General features: G+C 73.1%; 18 protein-coding genes. 4 read left to right on the top strand and 14 right to left on the bottom strand.

Going from position 1 to position 19,380, the window contains the following annotated elements:
• Positions 1-29 precede the first annotated feature (29 nt).
• Genes LUW87_RS00465 through LUW87_RS00455 form a run of 3 tightly spaced genes read right to left on the bottom strand, consistent with a single transcriptional unit; the run spans position 30 to position 2,202 of the window.
• A complete protein-coding gene (locus LUW87_RS00465; protein WP_232669111.1) occupies positions 30-713 on the bottom strand; it encodes a DUF4202 domain-containing protein in 684 nt (227 codons plus the stop codon).
• On the bottom strand, positions 703-948 hold the full coding sequence (locus LUW87_RS00460; RefSeq protein WP_232669110.1) for a hypothetical protein: 246 nt from the start codon (positions 946-948) through the stop codon (positions 703-705). Before LUW87_RS00460 ends, LUW87_RS00465 begins: the two co-directional genes overlap by 11 nt.
• 54 nt (positions 949-1,002) lie before the next feature.
• Positions 1,003-2,202: a hypothetical protein gene (locus LUW87_RS00455; RefSeq protein WP_232669109.1), complete on the bottom strand. Its 1,200-nt coding sequence runs from the start codon at positions 2,200-2,202 to the stop codon at positions 1,003-1,005.
• Between LUW87_RS00455 and LUW87_RS00450 the strand changes: the two genes are divergently transcribed.
• Entirely contained in the window at positions 2,186-2,581 is a 396-nt protein-coding gene (locus LUW87_RS00450) for a hypothetical protein (protein WP_232669108.1), read from the top strand. The two genes, LUW87_RS00455 and LUW87_RS00450, sit on opposite strands and share 17 nt — an antisense overlap.
• Before the next feature lie 292 nt (positions 2,582-2,873).
• Here LUW87_RS00450 and LUW87_RS00445 read toward each other — a convergent pair whose 3' ends face one another.
• From LUW87_RS00445 to metX, 3 genes are read right to left on the bottom strand one after another with little or no spacing between them, the layout of a single operon-like run.
• The gene (locus LUW87_RS00445) at positions 2,874-3,653 is read right to left on the bottom strand and encodes a DNA-formamidopyrimidine glycosylase family protein (RefSeq protein ID WP_232669107.1); all 780 of its coding nucleotides are present in this window, start codon (positions 3,651-3,653) and stop codon (positions 2,874-2,876) included.
• A gap of 13 nt (positions 3,654-3,666) precedes the next feature.
• A complete protein-coding gene (locus tag LUW87_RS00440) occupies positions 3,667-4,926 on the bottom strand; it encodes a trans-sulfuration enzyme family protein (protein ID WP_232669106.1) in 1,260 nt (419 codons plus the stop codon).
• A complete protein-coding gene (gene metX / locus LUW87_RS00435; RefSeq protein ID WP_232669105.1) occupies positions 4,926-6,125 on the bottom strand; it encodes a homoserine O-acetyltransferase MetX in 1,200 nt (399 codons plus the stop codon). The genes LUW87_RS00440 and metX overlap by 1 nt, the downstream gene beginning before the upstream one ends.
• A 257-nt stretch (positions 6,126-6,382) precedes the next feature.
• Here metX and LUW87_RS00430 point away from each other — a divergent pair, with 257 nt between their 5' ends.
• Positions 6,383-7,831 (top strand): MBL fold metallo-hydrolase RNA specificity domain-containing protein, encoded by a 1,449-nt coding sequence (locus LUW87_RS00430; RefSeq protein ID WP_232669104.1) that lies wholly within the window; start codon positions 6,383-6,385, stop codon positions 7,829-7,831.
• 47 nt (positions 7,832-7,878) lie between these two features.
• Here LUW87_RS00430 and LUW87_RS00425 read toward each other — a convergent pair whose 3' ends face one another.
• The 6 genes from LUW87_RS00425 to LUW87_RS00400 form a co-directional block, all read right to left on the bottom strand.
• On the bottom strand, positions 7,879-8,553 hold the full coding sequence (locus tag LUW87_RS00425) for an ABC transporter ATP-binding protein (RefSeq protein WP_232669103.1): 675 nt from the start codon (positions 8,551-8,553) through the stop codon (positions 7,879-7,881).
• A 20-nt stretch (positions 8,554-8,573) separates the two neighbouring features.
• Positions 8,574-9,677: an ABC transporter permease gene (locus tag LUW87_RS00420; protein WP_232669102.1), complete on the bottom strand. Its 1,104-nt coding sequence runs from the start codon at positions 9,675-9,677 to the stop codon at positions 8,574-8,576.
• A complete protein-coding gene (locus tag LUW87_RS00415) occupies positions 9,674-10,798 on the bottom strand; it encodes an ABC transporter permease (protein WP_232669101.1) in 1,125 nt (374 codons plus the stop codon). The genes LUW87_RS00420 and LUW87_RS00415 overlap by 4 nt, the downstream gene beginning before the upstream one ends.
• 10 nt (positions 10,799-10,808) lie before the next feature.
• Positions 10,809-12,764 carry an N-6 DNA methylase gene (locus LUW87_RS00410; RefSeq protein ID WP_232669100.1) on the bottom strand — a complete coding sequence of 652 codons (1,956 nt, stop codon included), beginning with the start codon at positions 12,762-12,764 and terminating at the stop codon, positions 10,809-10,811.
• The gene (locus LUW87_RS00405) at positions 12,731-13,900 is read right to left on the bottom strand and encodes a DEAD/DEAH box helicase (protein WP_232669099.1); all 1,170 of its coding nucleotides are present in this window, start codon (positions 13,898-13,900) and stop codon (positions 12,731-12,733) included. Before LUW87_RS00405 ends, LUW87_RS00410 begins: the two co-directional genes overlap by 34 nt.
• Positions 13,901-14,056: 156 nt before the next feature.
• Positions 14,057-14,545 carry a glutathione peroxidase gene (locus LUW87_RS00400; protein WP_232669098.1) on the bottom strand — a complete coding sequence of 163 codons (489 nt, stop codon included), beginning with the start codon at positions 14,543-14,545 and terminating at the stop codon, positions 14,057-14,059.
• A gap of 218 nt (positions 14,546-14,763) precedes the next feature.
• Here LUW87_RS00400 and LUW87_RS00395 point away from each other — a divergent pair, with 218 nt between their 5' ends.
• Positions 14,764-15,798 (top strand): phosphotransferase family protein, encoded by a 1,035-nt coding sequence (locus tag LUW87_RS00395; RefSeq protein ID WP_232669097.1) that lies wholly within the window; start codon positions 14,764-14,766, stop codon positions 15,796-15,798.
• Here LUW87_RS00395 and lgt read toward each other — a convergent pair.
• Together lgt and LUW87_RS00385 are read right to left on the bottom strand one after the other, a co-directional pair.
• A complete protein-coding gene (gene lgt, locus LUW87_RS00390) occupies positions 15,761-16,771 on the bottom strand; it encodes a prolipoprotein diacylglyceryl transferase (RefSeq protein ID WP_232669096.1) in 1,011 nt (336 codons plus the stop codon). The genes LUW87_RS00395 and lgt overlap by 38 nt on opposite strands.
• A 10-nt stretch (positions 16,772-16,781) precedes the next feature.
• Positions 16,782-18,587, bottom strand: coding sequence for an acyl-CoA dehydrogenase C-terminal domain-containing protein (locus LUW87_RS00385; RefSeq protein WP_232669095.1), 1,806 nt, complete (start codon positions 18,585-18,587; stop codon positions 16,782-16,784).
• A 100-nt stretch (positions 18,588-18,687) separates the two neighbouring features.
• Here LUW87_RS00385 and LUW87_RS00380 point away from each other — a divergent pair, with 100 nt between their 5' ends.
• On the top strand, positions 18,688-19,371 hold the full coding sequence (locus tag LUW87_RS00380) for an enoyl-CoA hydratase/isomerase family protein (RefSeq protein ID WP_232669094.1): 684 nt from the start codon (positions 18,688-18,690) through the stop codon (positions 19,369-19,371).
• Positions 19,372-19,380 lie beyond the last annotated feature (9 nt).

Raw genomic sequence — 19,380 nt, 5'->3', positions numbered from 1 at the left:
GGTCGGAGACCGGGTCGAGGCCGCCCTCCTCATCGCTCACCGGCGCCTCCCGCACGTTCGACCGCGGCCGCGACGAGGACCAGGGCCCGCTCGTCGAGATCGAGACCCAGCGCCTCGGCCCGCCCACGGGCGCCCATCTTGGCCAACGTGCGCGCCAGGACGTCGACCATCTTGTCGTCGCCCAGCTGATCGGCCAGGGGATCGAACTGGGTGGTGAGGAAGACCAGGCAGAGGGCGTCCTCGTGCGTCTGCACCGCCGGCGGGCGGCCGTCGACGTCGGGCAGGTCGCCCCGGCCCAGCCCCACCTTGCCCACCAGCTCACGCACGCGGTCGACCACGTCGGGCCCGTAGCCGACCGAGGTGAGGAGCTCGGCCACCTCGGCCGCCTGCCGGGCCTTGGCCTCGGTGCGCCACCGCAGGTACCCGGCCCGCCCCTCGGGGAAGGCCGAGCGGGGATGGGTCCAGCGCCGGAAGTGGTGGGCTCGCGCCGCCAGCAGCTGGGCCTCGTCGGCCTCCGGGTCGAGCCGGCGCACCCAGGTCGTCATGGCCGCGGCGTGGGCCAGTTCCTTGGGCAGGGTGGTGCCATCGACCTCCATCTGGTTGGGGTCGTGGGCGTTGGCGGCGTCGATGGCCTCGACGGCGGCGACGAAGCGCCGGGGGTCAGCTCCCGACGGGGGCGCCGGGACCGGGACCAGCTCCGCCTCAGGCCCCACCGGCGTCGCCCTGCCGGGCCTCCGGTGGACGCAGGTCCACGCGCAACGTCAGGATGCCGTCCTCGACCGTGGCCTCGGCGTCACCGATGATGGCGAAGTCCTGGTAGTCGACCTGCGCCTGGGCCACGAACTTGGCCCGTTCCGCTCCGGCGACGGGCGGCAGCGGCCTGGTTTTCACCGCTGTGGCCCGCTCTCGGAACCGCGTGATCATCTCGTCGGGATCGAAGGTGGCCATGCCCCAACCGTACCGCCCACCCCCGGCAGGGTTCGGGCCGGCGGATCGACGACGTCAACGACGGTCGGGTCCGAAGAGGTCCTCGGGGCTGAGAGGAGCGATCTGCGGCGCCGGTTCGTCGTCGTCCCACAGCGACAACGTCAGCGGTTCGTCGGCAGCGGCGGGGTCGTCGTCGGCGTCGGTGCGGGCGGGCTCGACCGGGCGGGGTCCCTCGCCGTCGGGGAACAGCGCCGGCGCTTCGATGGCCGGCGCGTCGACGGCCGGCGCGTCGTGATCGCCCGGCGGGGTCACCGCGTCGCGTCGAGCGGGCTCGACCGGCTCCACCGGCTCGAGCTCCTCGCGGGTCACGAAACGGAACGGCGCCGCGACCGGGCTCACCACGGGCGCGGCGGAGACCGCAGACTCCTCGACCGCAGACTCCTCGACCGCAGGCTCCTCGACCGCAGGCTCCTCGACCGCGGTTTCGTCCACCGTCGGCTCCGCAACCGGCGGTTCGCCCGCCGTGGGTTCGATCACCGGTGCGGCGATCGTGGTCTCGTCGACCGTGGGCTCGTCGGTGCGGTGGTCCGGGGCGGAGCCTGCAGATCGGCTCGCCCCAGGCTCGTCGTCATCCTCCAGGGGCGCCGCGGCGCTCTCGTCCGCCGCGGCAGCTGCGGTCGGCGCGCCGCCCCCGTCGACCGATGGGCGGTCGTCGGCCTGGTCGACGGGTTCGTCGTCACCGGACGCGGCGGCGGCCGCAGCCGCGCCGGCGGCGACCGGGCCCACGACACGGAAGCCCGGGCCGCCCGGGACGATGGGCGACGCGTCCGCCTCGAGCGCCGGGACCGCACGGGTGGAAGGCGCCGGGTCCACGGGGACGTCGTCGTTCGCCGGTCCTGGGCTGCCCACGACGGCGGCGGCCACGGTGGGCTCACCCGAGGGTCCGACGGGGCCGGCGCGGGTGGGCGACTCCTCGGCTCCGAGAGGTCCGTCGACCCCGAGGGGGCCGTCGAGGACCGTCGGTGCCCCGGCGACCACCGGACCCGAGCCGGTGATGGGGGGCGGACCGGCCAGCTCGCCCAGGGCGTCGAGCGCCGCGTTGTAGGGCACCGGTCGGGTGCGGCGCCAGTAGAGGAAGGTGAGGACCGACAGGCCGCCGGCCACGGCGACCAGCCCGCCCACGACCAGGGCCAGCTGGGTGGAGGTCGAGGGGCCACCGCTACCGCCATCGTCGTCGCCGGGGGCCACGGTGGTGGTGGTGTTGCCCGGGATCACGACCGCGGGATCGGCGGTCGTGGTGGTGGTCGAGGCCGTGGTGCTCGGCGCCTCGGTGGTGGTCGGGGCCGTGGTCGGCGGGCTGGTGGTGGCCGTGGTACGAGGGGGCGAGGTGGTCGCCGGCGCGCGCGTCGTGGGCGGGTTCGTCGGCGGCGGCGGAGGGGGGGGTGGGGGCGGAGGCGGCGGCTGCGTGGTGGGCGGGGCGGTGGTGGGCGGGGCCGTCGTCGGCGGCGGCGTCGTCGGTGGGGCGGTCGTCGGCGGCGCCGTGGTGGTCGGGTCGTCCGCGGCCGACGCCGGCGTCGAGAGCAGCGCGACCAGCAACGCCGTCCCGGCCACCAACGCTGCCACGAGGCTCGCCAGAGTCCGCAGGCGTGCCTGATCGGCGACGCCTCGGACGGGCGGTTGGCTCGTGGGGAGGGGCGACACCAAGGACAGCCTTCTGATCGGGTCCGGGCGACTGGTCGTGTCCAGGATCGACCCGGGCCGGGACGATCCGGCGATGCTACCCGCCGACCCCCCGTCGATCGGTGGCACCGACAACCCGATCGGAACCCTGGCTTCCTGCATGGTTTGGACGTGCTCCAGCACGCCGAAACCATGCAGGAACCGAGGAAGGGGCCAGGGTCGCGGTGGGAGCGAGTGTCGCGCCGACAGGCCTCGGGGGCGAGGGATCAGTGCTGGTGGTGCGGGCACGAGTACGTCGTGCGCCCGCCCACCGTGCGGCGCTCGAGCTCGGCGCCGTCGCGGGGGCACACACCGCCTCGGCGACGGCTGGCCTGCAGGTCCCCGGTGTGGGACCCACCCCGCTCCCCCAGCTCGTCGAGCGTGCGCCGGATGTGGGTCAGCAGGCGCCGCTGCTCGGCGGGCGAGAGGCTCCCCGCCGGGCGGGCGGGGTCGAGGCCGGCGCGCCAGAGGGCTTCGTCGGTGAGCAGGTTCCCCAGCCCGGCGACCCGGGCCTGGTCCATCAACCGGGCCTTGAGCGGGGCCTGGCTGGTGCCCAGCACGGCTCGGAGCCCGGCCGGGGTCAGGGCGGCGGCATCGATGCCGAGGCGGGCCTCGTCGGGGTCGAGCTCCACCCCGCCCAGGCGGCGGGCGTCACGCACCTTCAGCGCCCGATCGCCCTCGAACACGAGGGTGAAGCGATCCCACGCCGGCTCTCGGCGGCTGCCGCCGTACTCCAGGCGCTCGACCCCGTCGACCCCGTCGACGTCGAGCACTCCCGTCATCCCGAAGCGCAGCCCCAGGGTGGGCCCGTCGGTGTCGATCACCAGGAGCTTGCCGATCCGCCGGGCATCGGTGAGCCGCCGGCCCACCAGGGCGTCGGTGACCGTGAGCGCGTCGAGCCCACCCTTGAGGAACCACGGGTCCGGGGCCGCCACGGCGACGACGTCGAGGCCGACCACGCGGCTGGCCAGGCGACGGTAGGCCTCCACCTCCAGCAGCTCGGGCACGGTCGGCTCGGCGTCAGCGGTGTCCGGCCGCGGCCACGGCGTCGAGAGCCTGGGCCATGTCGGCCACCACGTCGGCCGGGTGCTCGAGACCCATGGACACCCGCACCGTGCCGGGACCGATGCCGTTGGCGCACAGCTCGTCGGGGGTGAGGTTCACGTGGGTGGTGGAGGCCGGGTGGGTCACGAGGGTCTCGGGGCCGCCGAGCGACGTGGCCAGCTGCGCGATCTGCAGGGCCTCGACGAAGACGCACCCGGCCTCGAGACCACCGGTGAGGTCGAAGGTGAGCAGACCGCCGAAGTGGGCCAGCTGGCGCCGGGCCAGCTCGTGCTGGGGGTGCGAGGCCAGCCCCGGCCACCGCACGTCGGCGACCAACGGGTGGGATTCGAGGAAGGCGGCCAGCTCGGCCGCCCCCTCGCTCTGCTGGCGCACCCGCACCCCGAGGGTGCGCAGGCCCCGCAATCCGTTCATGGCGTCGAAGGGCGAGGCGTTGGCCCCCTGCAGCACAGCGAACGAGTACAGCCAGTCCACCAGCTCGGCGCTCCCGGCCACCACGCCGAGGGTGGCGTCGTTGTGGCCGGCGATGGCCTTGGTGGCGGAGTGCACGACGAGGTCGACGCCGTGGGCGAGGGGTTGTTGGCCCAACGGGGTGGCGAAGGTGGAGTCGACCACGGTGATGGGCCCGGCGATGGCGCCGATCTCATCGAGGTCGACCAGGTCCAGACGAGGGTTGGCGGGTGTCTCGGCCAGCACCATCGTGGTCACGCCCGGTCGGATGGCCGCGGCGAAGGCGTCCGGCTCGGTGGCGTCGACGAAGGTCACGTCGATGCCGAAGCGCGGGCAGGCGGTCTGCAACAGCAGCTGGGTGCCGGCGTAGAGCTGGCGCTGGGCGACGATGTGGTCGCCCTGGGAGCACAGGCCGAGCACCACCGCGCTGATGGCCCCCATGCCCGAGGCGAAGGCGCGGGCCCGCTCGGCCCCCTCGAGCTCGGCGATGGCGTCCTCGAAGCCGGCGACGGTGGGGTTGCCGTAGCGGCTGTAGAAGCGAGGCGAGCCCACGGCCGTGGCCATGCGCCGCCCCTCCTCCACGGTGGGCGTCACGAAGGTGGTGGTGGCCCACAGGATCGGGGCCAGGGCGGTGTCGTTGTCGGCCCGGCCGGCACGGATGGCCCGGGTGTCGGGGTGCAGGCGGGCATCGGCCCCGGGGCCGGGAGCCGCCGCGTCGGCCGGCTCGGTCGCGGCCAGGGGCCCGTCGGGGGCATCGAAGGCGGTCATCAGCGGGTCTTCTCCACGTCGGCGAGGAAAGGGGCGAGGGCCGCTCCCACCTGGGCGGTCTCGATCAGGAAGGCGTCGTGGCCGTCGGGGCTGTCGATCACGACGTGGACGCACTCGCGCCCGATGGAGCCGAGCGTGTCGCAGATCAGCTCTTGTTGGTAGGGCGGGTACAGGGCATCGGAGCCGATGGCCATGGTCATCACCGGGGCTCGCACCCGGGCCAGGGCCGACTCCACTCCCCCTCGGCCTCGCCCGATGTCGTGCAGATCCATGGCCCGGTTGATCACCAGGTAGGAGTTGGCGTCGAAGCGCCGCACCAGCTTGGCCCCGTGGTAGTCGAGGTAGCCCTCGACGTCGAAGCGCTGCCAGAGGGTGTAGCGGTCGTCGAGCGGATCGAGCTCCTTGCGGCCGAAGCGCTCGCCGTAGACCCCTTCGGTGCGGTAGGTGATCTGGGCCATGCCCCGGGCGACGGCCAAGCCCTGGTGGGGGCCCTCCCCCGGACCGGCGTCGTAGTAGTCGCCCCCTCGCCAGGCCGGGTCGAGGGCGATCGCGCTGCGCTGCACGCTGGACAGGGCGATCTGCTGGGCGCTGGCCGCCACGGTGGTGGCGATGGCGACGACCGACGCCACCCGATCGGGGAACATCACGCCCCACTCCAGGGCCTGCATGCCGCCCATCGATCCACCGATGACCGAGAGCCATCGGGTCACGCCGAGCTGATCGGCGAGGGCGGCCTGGGTGCGCACCATGTCCCTGACGGTGACCACCGGGAACGAGGATCCGTAGGGGGCGCCGGTGGCGGGATCGAGCGACGCCGGGCCGGTGGAACCCTGGCACCCACCGAGGACGTTGGGGCACACCACGAACCAGCGGTCGGTGTCGAGCGGGCGACCGGGACCGATGAGGGCGTCCCACCACCCCGCCGTCGGGTGGCCGGGCCCGGCTCGGCCGGCCGCGTGGCTGTCGCCGGTGAGGGCGTGGCACACGAGCACGGCGTTGGCCCCGTCGGCGTCGAGCTCCCCCCAGGTCTCGTAGGCGATCTCGACGTCGTGGAGCGCGCCGCCGCCCTCGAGCACGAACGCCCGGTCGGTGGCGAGGTGGGCGAAGCGGCGATCGCCGATGGGGTCGCCGGGGCGCCAGGCTCCGCTGGCCGGGAGAGGGTCGGCGCTGAGCGGCGCTCGACTCGTCGGTTGGTTCATGGCACTCCTCGGACACTTCGTTGCCCACGCACACGTGAGCCACATCCCCGCCCGCCACCCAGGGGGTGTCGGAAGGGTTGGCACCTTGGGTGTCCTTCCCAGGTTGCCGGACCCGCCGGGCGGGCCACTCCTGATGTCGTGGGCGAGATCATACCGTCTGGGCCGTGGGGGCCCGAGAACCCGTTCGTGCCACCATGACCCCCGCACGGCGCTCGCCGGCGTGCGACGACCCCGCTCGAGCCGGAGGCAGACGCCCAGTGGACCCATCGATCCCGCGCCCCGAAGCCCCGGTGCTCACCTTCCTCGGTGCCACCGGGACCGTGACCGGCTCGCGGTTCCTGCTCGACACCCCCGATGCGCGGGTGCTCGTCGACTGCGGGCTGTTCCAGGGCCTCAAGGAGCTCCGGCTGCGCAACTGGGCGCCGTTCCCCGTCGACCCGTCGACGATCGACGCCGTCGTGCTCACCCATGCCCACGTCGACCACTGCGGGTACCTCCCGGCGCTGGCCGTCGCCGGCTTCGAGGGCCGGGTGCACTGCACGCCGGCCACCGCCTCCCTGGTCGGCATCGTGCTGCCGGACTCGGGCCACCTCCAGGAAGAGGAGGCCCGCTGGGCCAACCGGCGGGGGTACTCCAAGCACTCCCCCGCCCTGCCCCTCTACACCGAGGACGACGCCCGGGCCCTGCTCTCGCAGCTGCGGGTGACGCCCTTCGACACCCCGACGGAGGTGGCGCCGGGGGTCGAGGTGACCTTCCGGCCAGCGGGCCACATCCTCGGTTCGGCCATGGCCACCCTCGAGGCCACCTGGGGCGACGACCACGAGCCACACGCCCGCCGGTTCACCTTCTCGGGCGACCTCGGCCGGCCCCAGCACCCGCTGCTCTCGCCGCCGGCCACCCTCGGCCCGGTCCGCCCCGACGTCATCGTGGTGGAGTCGACCTACGGCAACCGACGCCACGACGACGAGGGCGCCGTCGCCGCCCTGGCCGATGCCATCACCCGGACCACCCGCCGAGGCGGCACCGTCGTCATCCCGGCCTTCGCGGTCGACCGCACCGAGGTGCTGTTGCACCACCTGCGCCGGCTGCGGGCGTCCGGGGCCATCCCGGCGGTGCCCATCTCGGTCGACAGCCCCATGGCGCTGCGCTCGCTGGCCGTCTACCGCGACGCGGTCGACCGGGGCGACCCCGACGTCCGGACCGACCTGTCCGAGCTGGCCGACGGCGGCGGCGACCCCTTCGACCCCGGTGACCTGCGCGAGGTCCGCGACGTCGAGGGGTCCAAGGCGCTCGACACCGCTCGGGGGCCCCAGATCATCATCTCGGCCTCCGGGATGGCGAGCGGGGGCCGGGTGCTGCACCACCTGGCCCGCTACCTGCCCGACCATCGATCGACCGTGATCCTCGTGGGGTTCCAGGCCCAGGGCACCCGGGGACGGGCCCTGGCCGAGGGAGCCCGCCAGGTGAAGCTGCTCGGCCGATACGTGCCGGTGCGGGCGGAGGTCGTCGACCTCCCCGCCTTCAGCGTGCACGCCGACGCCGCCGAGCTCGTCGACTGGTTGGCCACCGCCCCCACCGAACCCGAGGCGGTGTACGTGGTCCACGGTGAGCCCACCGCGTCAGCCGCCCTGGCCGAGGCCGTCGCCGATCGGCTGGGCTGGGTCTGCGTCGTCCCCCGCTACGGCGAACGGGTGGAGCACGGCTGACCCGGCGGCGGATCGACCGGACCGACAGCCACGCCGGCCGCGGCGCGTCAGTCGGTCAGGTGGCCGTCGACGATGGCCACGCTGCGATCGGCGTAGTGCGTCATCCGCTGGTCGTGGGTGACGATGACCGCGGCGGTCTCGCGGCTCTTCACCTCGTTGACGATGAGCTCCATGACCTGCTCGCCCAGCTTGGTGTCGAGCGCCGAGGTGGGCTCGTCGATCAGTACCAGATCGGGCTCGTTCATCAGCGCCCGCCCGATGGCCACCCGCTGGCGCTCGCCACCGGAGAGCTGCCCCGGCACGTTGTCGGTGCGCTCCGAGAGCCCCAACTCGTCGAGGAGGCGCTCGGCTCGCTCCCTCGCCACCTTGTGGCTGCGCCGGTTCCCGAAGTCGTTCACCACCATGAGGTTCTCCCGGGCGGTGAGGAAGGGGACCAGGTTGACGGCCTGGAAGACGAAGCCCACCGCGTCGCGGCGGAAGGTGGTGAGCTGCTTGGCCGAGTACGCGGAGATGTCCTGACCGCCGACCACGACGGTGCCCTCCGACGGCGTGAGCAGGCCACCGGCGATGGACAGCAGCGTGGTCTTGCCGGACCCGGACGGCCCGACCAGGGCCACGATCTCGTCGTCGCCCACGGTGAGGGTGGCGTGGTCGAGGGCCACGATCTCGGCATCGCCGGATCGGTAGGTCTTGCGGACGTCGGTGAGCTCCAGAGCGGGCACGATCGGCTCCTGGGACGGGGTCAGCCGATGGCCGACGCAGGGTCGACCCGGACGACGCGGCGCAGCGAGACCGCCGCACCGAGAGCGGACATGACGACGAGACCCACGCCGATCTGCACGACACGGGAGGTCTCGATGGCGACCGGCACCTCGGCCGGGAGCAGCTGGGCCAGACCCAGCATGACGGCCAGGCCGATGGCGAAGGACACGACGGCGACGGCGACGGACTGGGCCACCACCCCGGCGAAGATCTGCCGGGTCGAGGCTCCGATCGCCTTGAGCACGCCGTAGAGGCCGGTGCGTTCGAGGGTGAGCAGGGCGAAGAAGAGGGCGATCACCAGCCCGGCCACGAACAAGGTGACGTAGATGATGGCGCCGAAGGTGGAGTTCTGCTCCTGGATGCCGGGAAGCGCCAGCACGGCGGCCTCCCGGGTCAGGGTGCTGGTGGCTCCATCGGTGGCGGCATCGATGGCGGCGGCCACCTCGTCGACGTCGGCTCCCGACTCGAGGGTCACGGTCAGCACCTGGAAGGTGCCGTCGGGGAGCACGGCGTCGGGCCGGGACTCGGCGAGGATGCCGCGCCAGGTCTCGGGGCGGACCCAGAAGCCGCTCTGCTGGAGGTAGTCGGTGTCCTCCACCCACCCCACGACCTCGACCGGCGTCTCCCCGCTACCCACCGCCACCGTGTCGCCCAGTGCCACGCCGGCGGCTTCGAGGCTGCGGTCGGCCAGGGCTTCGTCGGGGGCGAGGTCCACGTCGTCGGGCATGGAGCGCACGGGCTGCTCGAAGCCGGCGACGGCGAGGTTGGCCAGCTCGTCCTCGTCCGGGACCCGGCCGCCCACGAGGGCGATCCCGAGGCCGGCCGTGGACGCCACGCCCGGCACCGCCTCCACCTCGGATCGCACCTCGGGCGAGACACGGGAGCGGATCAGCGACTCGCGGGCATCGGAGGAGAAGGTGATCAGGGGGGCCTCCTGGGCGCGCAGGGCACCGGTGGACCCGAGGTACAGACCGTCGAGCAGCCCCCCGAGGAACAACAGCAGCACGGCCAGCAGCACCAGGGCCGAGCCCGCCACGCCGAAGCGCAGCGGCCGCCGCAGGAGCTCGACGAGACCGAGCTTCACGACAGCCCACCGAGGTTCTGTCGGCTCACGACACCCGCCGGATCGATGCGGGCCACCCGCACCAGGGTGACGACGGAGCCGAGGGCGGCCAGCACCAGCACGCCGACGGCGAGCAGCCCGAGGGTGACCGGGTCGAGGGAGATGGGCAGGCCGGCGGACGCTCCCCGCACCGCGAGCACGGTGAGGGCCACCCCGACCACGAGCCCGCCACCGACGACGAAGGCGATCTGGGTCAGGAGGGCCCGCACCAGGTAGCCGGTGGGCGCCCCCACCGCCCGCAACAAGGTGAGCGAGTCGAGCTTCTGCACGGTGAGGATCAAGAAGAAGAAGCCGATGACGAGCGCGACGACCACGAAGGCCAGCCCGAGGATCAGCTGGAACGAGGTGTTGACGGCGGACACCCCGGGCGCCTCGGAGACCGCCTCGGCCCGGGTGAGAGCCTCGACGTCGGGCACCTGGGCGTTGATCCGGCCCGCCAGCTCCGAGGGTGAGACCCCGTCGGCGGGGATCAGGGCGACGAGGGAGGGCAGCACGCCCTGGGCGTCCGGGTTGGCGGCGCGCCGGAGGGCTTCGTAGCCGTCGAAGGTCACCCACAGGGTCGGTGCCACCGAGAAGCGGCTCTCCTCGGTGAGCCCGACCACGGTGAGCACGACGTCGCCGCTGACGCTGGTGACCTCGTCGCCCAGCGCGAACCCGTCGTCGGCATCCTCGCCGCTGGCCACCACCTCGGTGGGCCCCGTCGGCAGCCGTCCGTCGGTCAGACGGGTGGGCTCGCCGGGACCACCGAGCTCGAACCCGAAGACGGAGGCGTCGACCTGCTCCCCACCGGCGGCCACCGTGAGGGTGGCCTCCCCCAGCGGGGCACTGGACCCGACGCCGTCGACGGCCTCGACGGCGTCCTGGGTGGGCGGCGGGATGACGCTGCCGGCGACGTTCTTGCGGGCCTCGGCGCTGTAGACGAGCACCTGGGCGGACTGGTTCTCGATGGCCCCGGTGAAGCTCTTCAACAACGACCCCAGCAACGCCTGCTGGAACATGATCAGGAAGACCAGCAACCCGACGGCGCCCGCCAACAGGCCGAAACGGACCTTGGCCCGTCTGATCTCGCGTCCCGCCAGCACGCCGGAGACGTTAGCGATAATTCCGTGGACTTCCTCCCCGCGGGTGGCGGTCCCACCACCACCGCTCGACCTCTTCCGCCAGGGCCTTCTCGAGGCCGTGGGCGGCGATGAGCACCCGCCCGAACGCCGCCACCGCCTCGGGTCCGGGGGCCACGCTGCCCTCCTGCGAGGCCGAGCGCAGCAGCGCAGCCCCTTCCGCCCACGCGTCGACATCGACCGGCAACGGGGCCCGCAGCACCTGCCGAGCGCTCAGCTTGAGCGCGCCTGCCGAACGGGCCGTGCCGCCCGTCTCGAGCACCGCCCAGGCCGTCACGGGCGGGGCCATGAGCGCAGCCGCGACCAGCCACAGCCGGGTCGCCACCTCGTCGTCATCGAGCTCTGCCTCGTCGTCGCCGACACCTTCGGGGCCCGCCTGGTCGTCGAGCCGCACCGACACCACCGGCACCGAGGGCCAGAGGCTGCCGTCGGGATCGACCACGGCCTCCACCACCCGCGTCTGGGTGGCCACCAGCACCTTGGGGGCGGTCCGGGCGTCGACCACGCGGTCGAGCCGGGGTTCCGACGAGGCCCGCACGACCCCGAGGTCGAGCATCGGAGCCGCGTAGCGGGCCCCGCCCAGCACCGCCGACCGACGCCCCCACCCCGTCGTCGCCCACTCGAGCAGACCGGTCGTCACCACTCGGGACACCGTTGGCGGCCGACCGGCCACCGCCCCCTCCGCGGCCGGGAGCCCGTCGACGACGAGGTCGGCCACCGCGTAGAACTCGTCGCGGAAGCCGGCCCCGGACCGGCACCGGTCGCCGAGCACCTGCGGGCCCAGCTCCACCGGCGGCACCCCGGAGGCCTCCGCCCACAGGGGGCCCCAGCTGCGGTGACGCGAGAGGCGTTCCCGCGGCACCTCACCGAGCGGGTCGGCCGACGCCCCGGATCGCACCACCACCGTGCCGCGGGACCGACGGTCCCCCGACCCTCGCCGCAGCACCGGCGCGCAGACGTGGACGGAGGCGTCGAAGAGCCGACCGTCCGGCACCCAGAGCGCCACCAGGTCGTCGCCCACCGCCTCGCGCACCGGGGCGGCGTCGCGGGTGGCCAGCACCGAGAGCGGCTGCACCAGGGCGACCACCCCGCCGGCGGCCACCTCGTCGACCCCTCGCCGGAGGAACAGCGCGGCGGTGTCGGCGTACCCGTGGCGGCGACCGCCCGGTTCCGCGGCCGGGAGGGCCCGGGCCGTGAGGCGCCGGAGCTGACCCCCGAACGGCGGGTTGCCGACGATCAGGTCCGGCGCCCGACCCGGCGAGGACCACCATGCGGTCGTCGGGTCGAGGGCGTCGGCCCGGTGGACGACCCCCTCGTCGAGGGGCGGGTCGGCGATCCCGGCGGCCCATCCCCACAGCGCCAGGGCGGCGATGGTGACCTCCACTGCGAGCGGGTCGACGTCGATGCCCCGCAGCGACGCCAACACCTCGGCGGCGCCGACTCCCTGCGCGTGCATGGTGCGGGCGGCCGCCAACAAGAAGGCGCCGCCACCGCAGGCTGGATCGAGGACCATCGCCGGCCGACCTCGATCGGGTGCCCCCGACTCCCACTCCGCCCACGCCAGCGACACCAGGGTCTCGGCGGCGACGCGAGGCGTGTAGTGCACACCTCGCCGACGGCGTTCGTCGGCGGCGACCAGCACCTGGTGCAGCGATCCGAGCCGGTCGGCGTCGCGCTCCGGGCCGTCGTCGCCGCCCGGCGGATCGAACACGGCAAGGTGGGCGACCACCCGCCCGGCCTCGTCCGGCACCGGGACCCGTCCGAGCGGGCCCAGCCGGCTGCGGTCGACGCCGTGGCGGGAGGCGGCCTCGGCCACCACCGCGGCCATGACCGCGCCCGGGCTCAGGCCCTCACGATCGGCGAAGGCGGCCAGGTCCGCGGCGGCGGACGGGGTGTTCAGCCGGCGGCGGCGTCGTCCGCGGGGTTCCACGCCACCAGGTCGGTGAGGCGGGGATCGTTGGAGAAGACCTCGACGATGGGCTGATCGATCTTCAGGCGCTTCTGCATCCGCTTGATCTCGAGCTCCTCGTTCCAGAGGGCGAGGGTCACCACCACGCCGGACTCACCGGCCCGGGCGGTGCGGCCCGAACGGTGCAGATAGGCCTTGGCGTCCTCGGGCGGGTCGTAGTGGATGACCACGTCGACGTCGTCGACGTGGATGCCGCGAGCGGCGACATCGGTCGCCACCAGCACCCTGAGCTTGCCGGCCCCGAAGTCGGCGAGGGCCTTCTCGCGGTGGCTCTGACGCAGGTCGCCGTGGATCGAGGCGGCCTCGACGTCCTCGCGCCGCAGGTCGGAGGCCACCCGGTCGGCGGCGCGCTTGGTGCGCACGAACACGATGGCCCGGTTCGACGAGCGGGCGATGGCGGCCGCCACCTTGACCTTGTCCATGTCGTGGACGTGGAGGAACCGGTGGTGCATCTCCTCCACCGTGACGGTGGTGGACTCGACCTCGTGCATGGCCGGGTCGGTCTGGTACCGCTTGATGAGCGTGTCGACCACACCGTCGAGGGTGGCCGAGAACAGCAGCGTCTGGTGGCTGCCGGGGATGTGGCGCAGGATCCACTCGACCTGGGGCAGGAACCCCATGTCGGCCATGCGGTCGGCTTCGTCGAGCACCACCTGGGTGATGTCGTCGAGGAAGATCTCCTTGCGCTCGATCAGGTCGATCATGCGCCCCGGTGTGGCCACCACCAGCTCGACGCCCTTGACCAGCTGCTTCACCTGCGTGTCCATGCTGGCCCCGCCGTAGACGGCGCCGACGGTGACGTCGCGGGTGGATCCCAGGGCGACCAGCTCGTCGCGGACCTGCACGGCCAGCTCACGGGTCGGCACCAAGATGATGGCGCGGGGGCGGCGCGGCTCGGCCGACTTGACCCGCTCGAGGACGGGAAGGCCGAAGGCGAGCGTCTTGCCCGACCCGGTCTTGGCCTTGCCGCACACGTCGCGGCCGGCGAGGGCGTCGGGGATGGTGAGCTCTTGGATGGGGAACGGGGCGTCGATGCCCTTGGCCGCGAGCGCGGCGACGAAGTCGGGCGAGACGCCCAGATCGGCGAAGGAAGTCATGGTGGTCGGCAGGCCTCAGCGGTTCGTGGTGCCGACGATCGCCACCGTCGGTGGGGCCGGCACGAGGGGAGCGACGCCCTCCGGCGCCGCTGGGCAGCCGAGCGGCAGCCCTGTGTCAGCTTCCAGGGTACCGGCTGAGGCCGGCCGGTGGGCCGATCAGGCCGGGAGGGAGGCCTCGATGGCGGCCACCACCTCCTCGGCCTCGGGCTCGACGGTGGGCCGGAACCGGGTGACCACGACGCCACCGGGCGCGACCAGGAACTTCTCGAAGTTCCACTGGATGTCGCCCGCCTCGCCGGCGGCGTCGGGCACCGAGGTGAGGTCCTCGTAGAGCGGATGGCGGCCTTCGCCGTTCACCTCGACCTTCTCGGTCAACGGGAACGAGACGCCGTAGGTGGTCGAGCAGAACGTCTGGATCTCCTCGGCGCTGCCCGGCTCCTGGCCCATGAACTGGTTGCAGGGCACGCCCAGCACGGTGAAGCCGCGGTCGCCGTAGCGCTGCTGGAGCCGCTCGAGGCCCTCGTACTGGGGCGTCAGCCCGCACTTGGAGGCCACGTTGACGATCAGGACCGCCTTGCCCTCGAGGTCGTGGAGGTCGGCGGTGGACCCGTCGAGGTTGTTGACGGCGTGGTCGTAGAGCGACACGGTGGAGCCTCCTGGAAGAACGCGCGTCGGCGCGGTGCCGACCCTCGACGTCAACGTCGAGGGTGGCCGCCGTATGCCCACGGGCCCGGCGGAGGTAGACAGTGGGCGGACGACGACGCACGGAAACGACGGTCGAGACGATCGGGGCGCAGGTCGATGCAGCGCAGATCACGACGACGACCAGCACCCCATCGCGTTCTTTCAGCCGCGAGAACGCGGTGAGCGACTTCGCCGAGGCTCGCGCCCGCCGAGCCCTCACCGAGGCGGGGCTCGACTACACGATGCCCCTCACCCGGGCCTCCAGCGTCACCAACGAGGTGTGGCTGGCACCCGAGCACGTGATCCGGGTGAACCGGCGCCCCAACCAACGCCTCCGACGCGAGGCCTACCTGGGGCCCCTCCTCCCCCCTGCGATCGGCTATCCCGAGATCGTCGCCTACGGCGGCACGTTGGGCGCCGACTGGCTGGTCATGCGCCGCCAGCCCGGCGAGGTCCTCGCCCGGTGCTGGCCCTCGATGTCCAACGGCGAGCGGCGCAGTGCCGTGCGCCAGCTGGCCCAGATCCTCCGCCAGCTCCACCAGGTCCGGCGCCCGCCCGACCTCCCCTTCATCGACGCCGCCCCCCAGCTGTTGGCCGAGCGCGAGTTCGCCGTGGTCGAGCCGCTGGCCCGTGCCATCGACCTGGTCGCCACCATGCCGTTCGTCGACCCGCTCCTCGCCGAGCACGCGTCGCGGTTCGTGCGCACCACCTCGCCGGTGCTCGAGCCGTTCGACACCTCCCGGCTGGTCCATGGCGACCTCACCTTCGAGAACGTGCTGTGGGACGGGCGGGCCATCACCGCCCTGCTCGACTTCGAGTGGGCCCGAGGCGGACCGTGCGACCTCGACCTCGACGTGCTGCTGCGCTTCTGCGCGTACCCCTACCTGCACGTGGCACCCGACTACGAGGACGACACCCTGGCCCGCGACTACGCCCTCGTGCCCTACTGGCTGTGCGAGGACTATCCCGCCCTCTTCGAGCACCCCCACCAGCTCGACCGGGTGCGGCTCTACTGCATCGCCTACGACGTACGAGAGCTGCTGGCCTTCCCCCCACCGGGCCCGGCCGACCAGCTCTCCCCGCATCACCCCGTGAACCGCCTCGACCGCACCCTGCGCGGCATCGGCCACCTCGACCGCCTGGCCGGCGGCCTCGACCCCGAGCTGCCCTGGGACTTCACCCCGGTGGACGGTCCTCCCCTGTCTCGGAGCTGACCTCCGACTCGGCGCTCACCCCGGGCCCGGACCCGTGCCGGCCGTCGCTCGCGCCACCAGCCGGCTCGGTGGGCCCGTCGGCCGACGCCGTGCCTCCGTCGGTCACGGCCGCCGGTTCCCACCGGTGTCCGTCGCGGTAGGGCTCGTCGCTGTCGTCGGGGCGACGCCGCACCCCTCGCACCACGAACACGATGGCGGCGCCGGCGATGCCGATGATCGACATCCAGATGTTCACCCGCAGGCCCAGGATGATGCTGGCATCGTCGATGCGCAGGGCCTCGACCCAGAGCCGACCGAGGAAGTAGCCCCCGATGTAGAGCGGGAACAGCTGGCCGGGGCGCAGGACCTTGCGGCGGTCGACGGCGATCAACACCCCGACCAGGGCCAGGTTCCACAGCAGCTCGTACAGGAAGGTGGGGTGGAACGTCTGGAACTCGGCGTAGTCGAGTGGACGGTTGCCACCGTCGATCTCGAGGCCCCAGGGCAGGTCGGTGGGCCGACCGAAGAGCTCCTGGTTCCAGTAGTTGCCGAGGCGACCGATGGCCTGGGCCAGCGGGAGGGCCGGGGCCACGGCGTCGAGCCCGACCGGCAGGCGCATGCCCCGCCGGTACGCGATCCACACCCCGACGCCCACCCCGGCGGCGATGCCCCCGGGGATGCCCAGGCCGCCCTCCCAGATCTTGATGGCGTCGCCCCAGCGCCCCTCGTAGCTGCGCCAGTCGGTGGCCAGGTGGTAGAGCCGGGCGCCGATCAGGCCTGCCGGCACCGCCCACAGGGCGATGGCGTAGATGTCGTCGGGGTTGCCGCCCCGGTCGCGCCAGCGGACACGGGCGAGCTCGATGGCGGCCAGCACGCCGAGGGCGATCATGAGGCCGTACATGTTGAGCGGACCGAGGCGGCCGCTGCTCGGGCTGGGGATGGAGGCCAGCGCCGAGAGGTCGGCCGTGACGGAGAGGGCTGCGACGGTGCTCATCGACGGCGACTCAGCCGGCGAGGGCGTCGGGGCCCACGGCGTAGAGGTCGGCGTGACCGGCGGTGACGGCCGGGGCCAGCCCCTGGACCCCCGGGAGGAGGTTCTCGGCGTAGAAGCGAGCGATGGTGATCCGGGCCTGCAGGTGCTCCTCGTCGCCGCCACCGGCGTCGAGCGCGGCCCGGGCCGACAGCGCGGCCTCCGCCAGGTAGCGGCCGCCGACCAGCAGGCCGAACATGCGCAGGAACGGCGTGGCCCCGGCCAGCGCGTCGCGGACGTCGGCCAGACCGTGCTCCATGAGCCAGGCCACCGTGTCGCCGACCGTGGCCCGGGCCGCCGCCAGCTGCGTGCGCACCGGGGCCAGCTCGTCGCCGGCCTCGGCCAGACGCGCATCCAGCGCGTCGACGTCGGCCAGGAAGTCGGCCATCACCCCACCGCCGCGCATCGGCAGCTTGCGCCCCACCAGGTCCATGGCCTGGATCCCGTTGGTGCCCTCGTAGATGGACGTGATGCGAGCGTCGCGGAAGTGCTGGGGCACCCCGGACTCCTCGATGTAGCCCATGCCGCCGTACACCTGGATGGCCAACGAGGTGACCTCGATGCCCATGTCGGTGCCGAAGCCCTTGGAGACGGGGATGAGCAGCTCGACCAGCTCGCCGTAGCGCTGGCGCACGTCGGCATCGGTGTGGTGCTCGGCCAGGTCGATGGCCTGGGCGTTGGTGTAGATGATCGCCCGCATGGCATCGACGAGGGCCTTCATGGTGAGCAGCATCCGGCGCACGTCCGGGAGCTCGACGATGAGGGAGGTCTCGCCCGCCGGGGCGCCCGGGGCACGGCCCTGGCGACGCTCCTGGGCGTACTGCAGGGCGTCCTGGTAGGCCCGCTCGGCCAGCGAGAGGCCCTCGAGGCCGACCGAGAGGCGGGCGTTGTTCATCATCGTGAACATGTAGCGCATGCCCTGGTTCTCTTCACCGATGAGGTAGCCCACGGCGCCGTCGCCCTCGCCGTAGCTCATGACGCAGGTCGGGCTGGCCTTGATGCCCATCTTGTGCTCGATGGACACGCAGGTGACGTCGTTGCGCTCCCCCAGCGAACCGTCGTCGTTCACCAGGAACTTGGGCACGATGAAGCACGAGATGCCCTTGGTGCCCGGAGGGGCGTCGGGCGTGCGGGCCAGCACCAGGTGGACGATGTTGTCGGCCATGTCGTGCTCACCGAAGGAGATGTAGATCTTGGTGCCGGTGATGCGCCACGTGCCGTCGTCGGCCGGGACCGCCTTGGTGCGCACCGCCCCCACGTCCGAGCCGGCCTGGGGCTCGGTGAGGTTCATGGTCCCCGTCCACTCGCCGGTGACCATCTTGGTGAGGAAGGTCTCCTTCTGCTCCTCGCTGCCGTGGTTCATGAGCAGGTCGATGGCGCCCTGGGTGAGCAGCGGGGCCATGGAGAAGGCCATGTTGGCGGAGGAGATGAACTCCTGGAGCACGATGCCGATGAGCCACGGGAACCCACCGCCGCCGTAGGGCTCGGGGAACGGGACGCCGCCCCAACCGGCCGCCACGTACTGGTGGTAGGCGTCGACGAACCCCTCGGGGGTCGTGACGGTGTTGCCGGACGGGTCGTGCCGGCTGGTCTCGACGTCGCCGGACCGGTTGAGAGGCGCGATGAGCTCGGCGGTGAAGCGGGCGTTCTCCTCGATGACCCCGTCGATGACGTCGGGCGCCAGGTGGGCGAACGCCGGGAGCTCGCACAGCGCCGCCACGTCGGTGAGGTGGTCGAGCACGAAGCGGATGTCGCGGAGCGGAGGTCGGTAGTCAGCCACGAACCGAGGCTAACCGGGTCACATCGGTCACACTCGGGCGGGCAACCCGGCGGCCCCGGCTCCGAGCGGGCCACGCTCCCGTCTGGCACCATCCCCGACGATGATCGAACTCGAATGGCACGACGACATCGCCCTGCTCACGATGGACGGCGGCGAGAACCGCTGGAACCTCGACACCGCCACCGAGCTGGCGTCCGCCCTCGATCAGGTCGAGGCCCGCAAGGGCCCGGTCGGGTTGGTGATCACCGGCACCGGCAAGTTCTTCAGCAACGGCCTCGACCTCGACTGGGTCATGGCCGACGTCGGCGGCACCGGCGACTTCTTCCCCGTCCTCTTCCGCAGCCTGGCCCGGATCCTGCGCTTCGCCGGGCCCACGGTGGCGGCGGTCAACGGCCACGCCTTCGGCGCCGGGGCGATGCTGTGCACGGTGTGCGACCACGCCGTCATGCGCGAGGACCGCGGCTACTGGTGCATGCCCGAGGCCGATCTCGGCCTGGCCGTCGATCCTCGGATCTACGCCCTCCTCGCCACCCGCCTTCCCAAGCGGACCCTGACCGAGGCCATCAACACCGGCCACCGCTGGTCCGGACCCGAGGCCGTGGCCGCCGGGTTCGTCGACCGCACCGCGCCCGAGGACCAGGTGGTGCCTGTCGCCCTCGAACGGGCCCGGTCGCTGGCGGACAAGGACCGCGCCGTGATCGCCGAGCACAAGCGCCTGCTGCACCACGAGGCCCTCGAGATCCTCGACCCGGGGGGACCGAACCACCCCGGCGCAGCCGGCTGAGGCCGCGTC

Source organism: Rhabdothermincola salaria, from assembly GCF_021246445.1.
Classification (GTDB): Bacteria; Actinomycetota; Acidimicrobiia; order Acidimicrobiales; family Acidimicrobilacustridaceae; genus Rhabdothermincola_A; species Rhabdothermincola_A salaria.
This window is presented reverse-complemented; position numbering and strand designations above follow the sequence as displayed.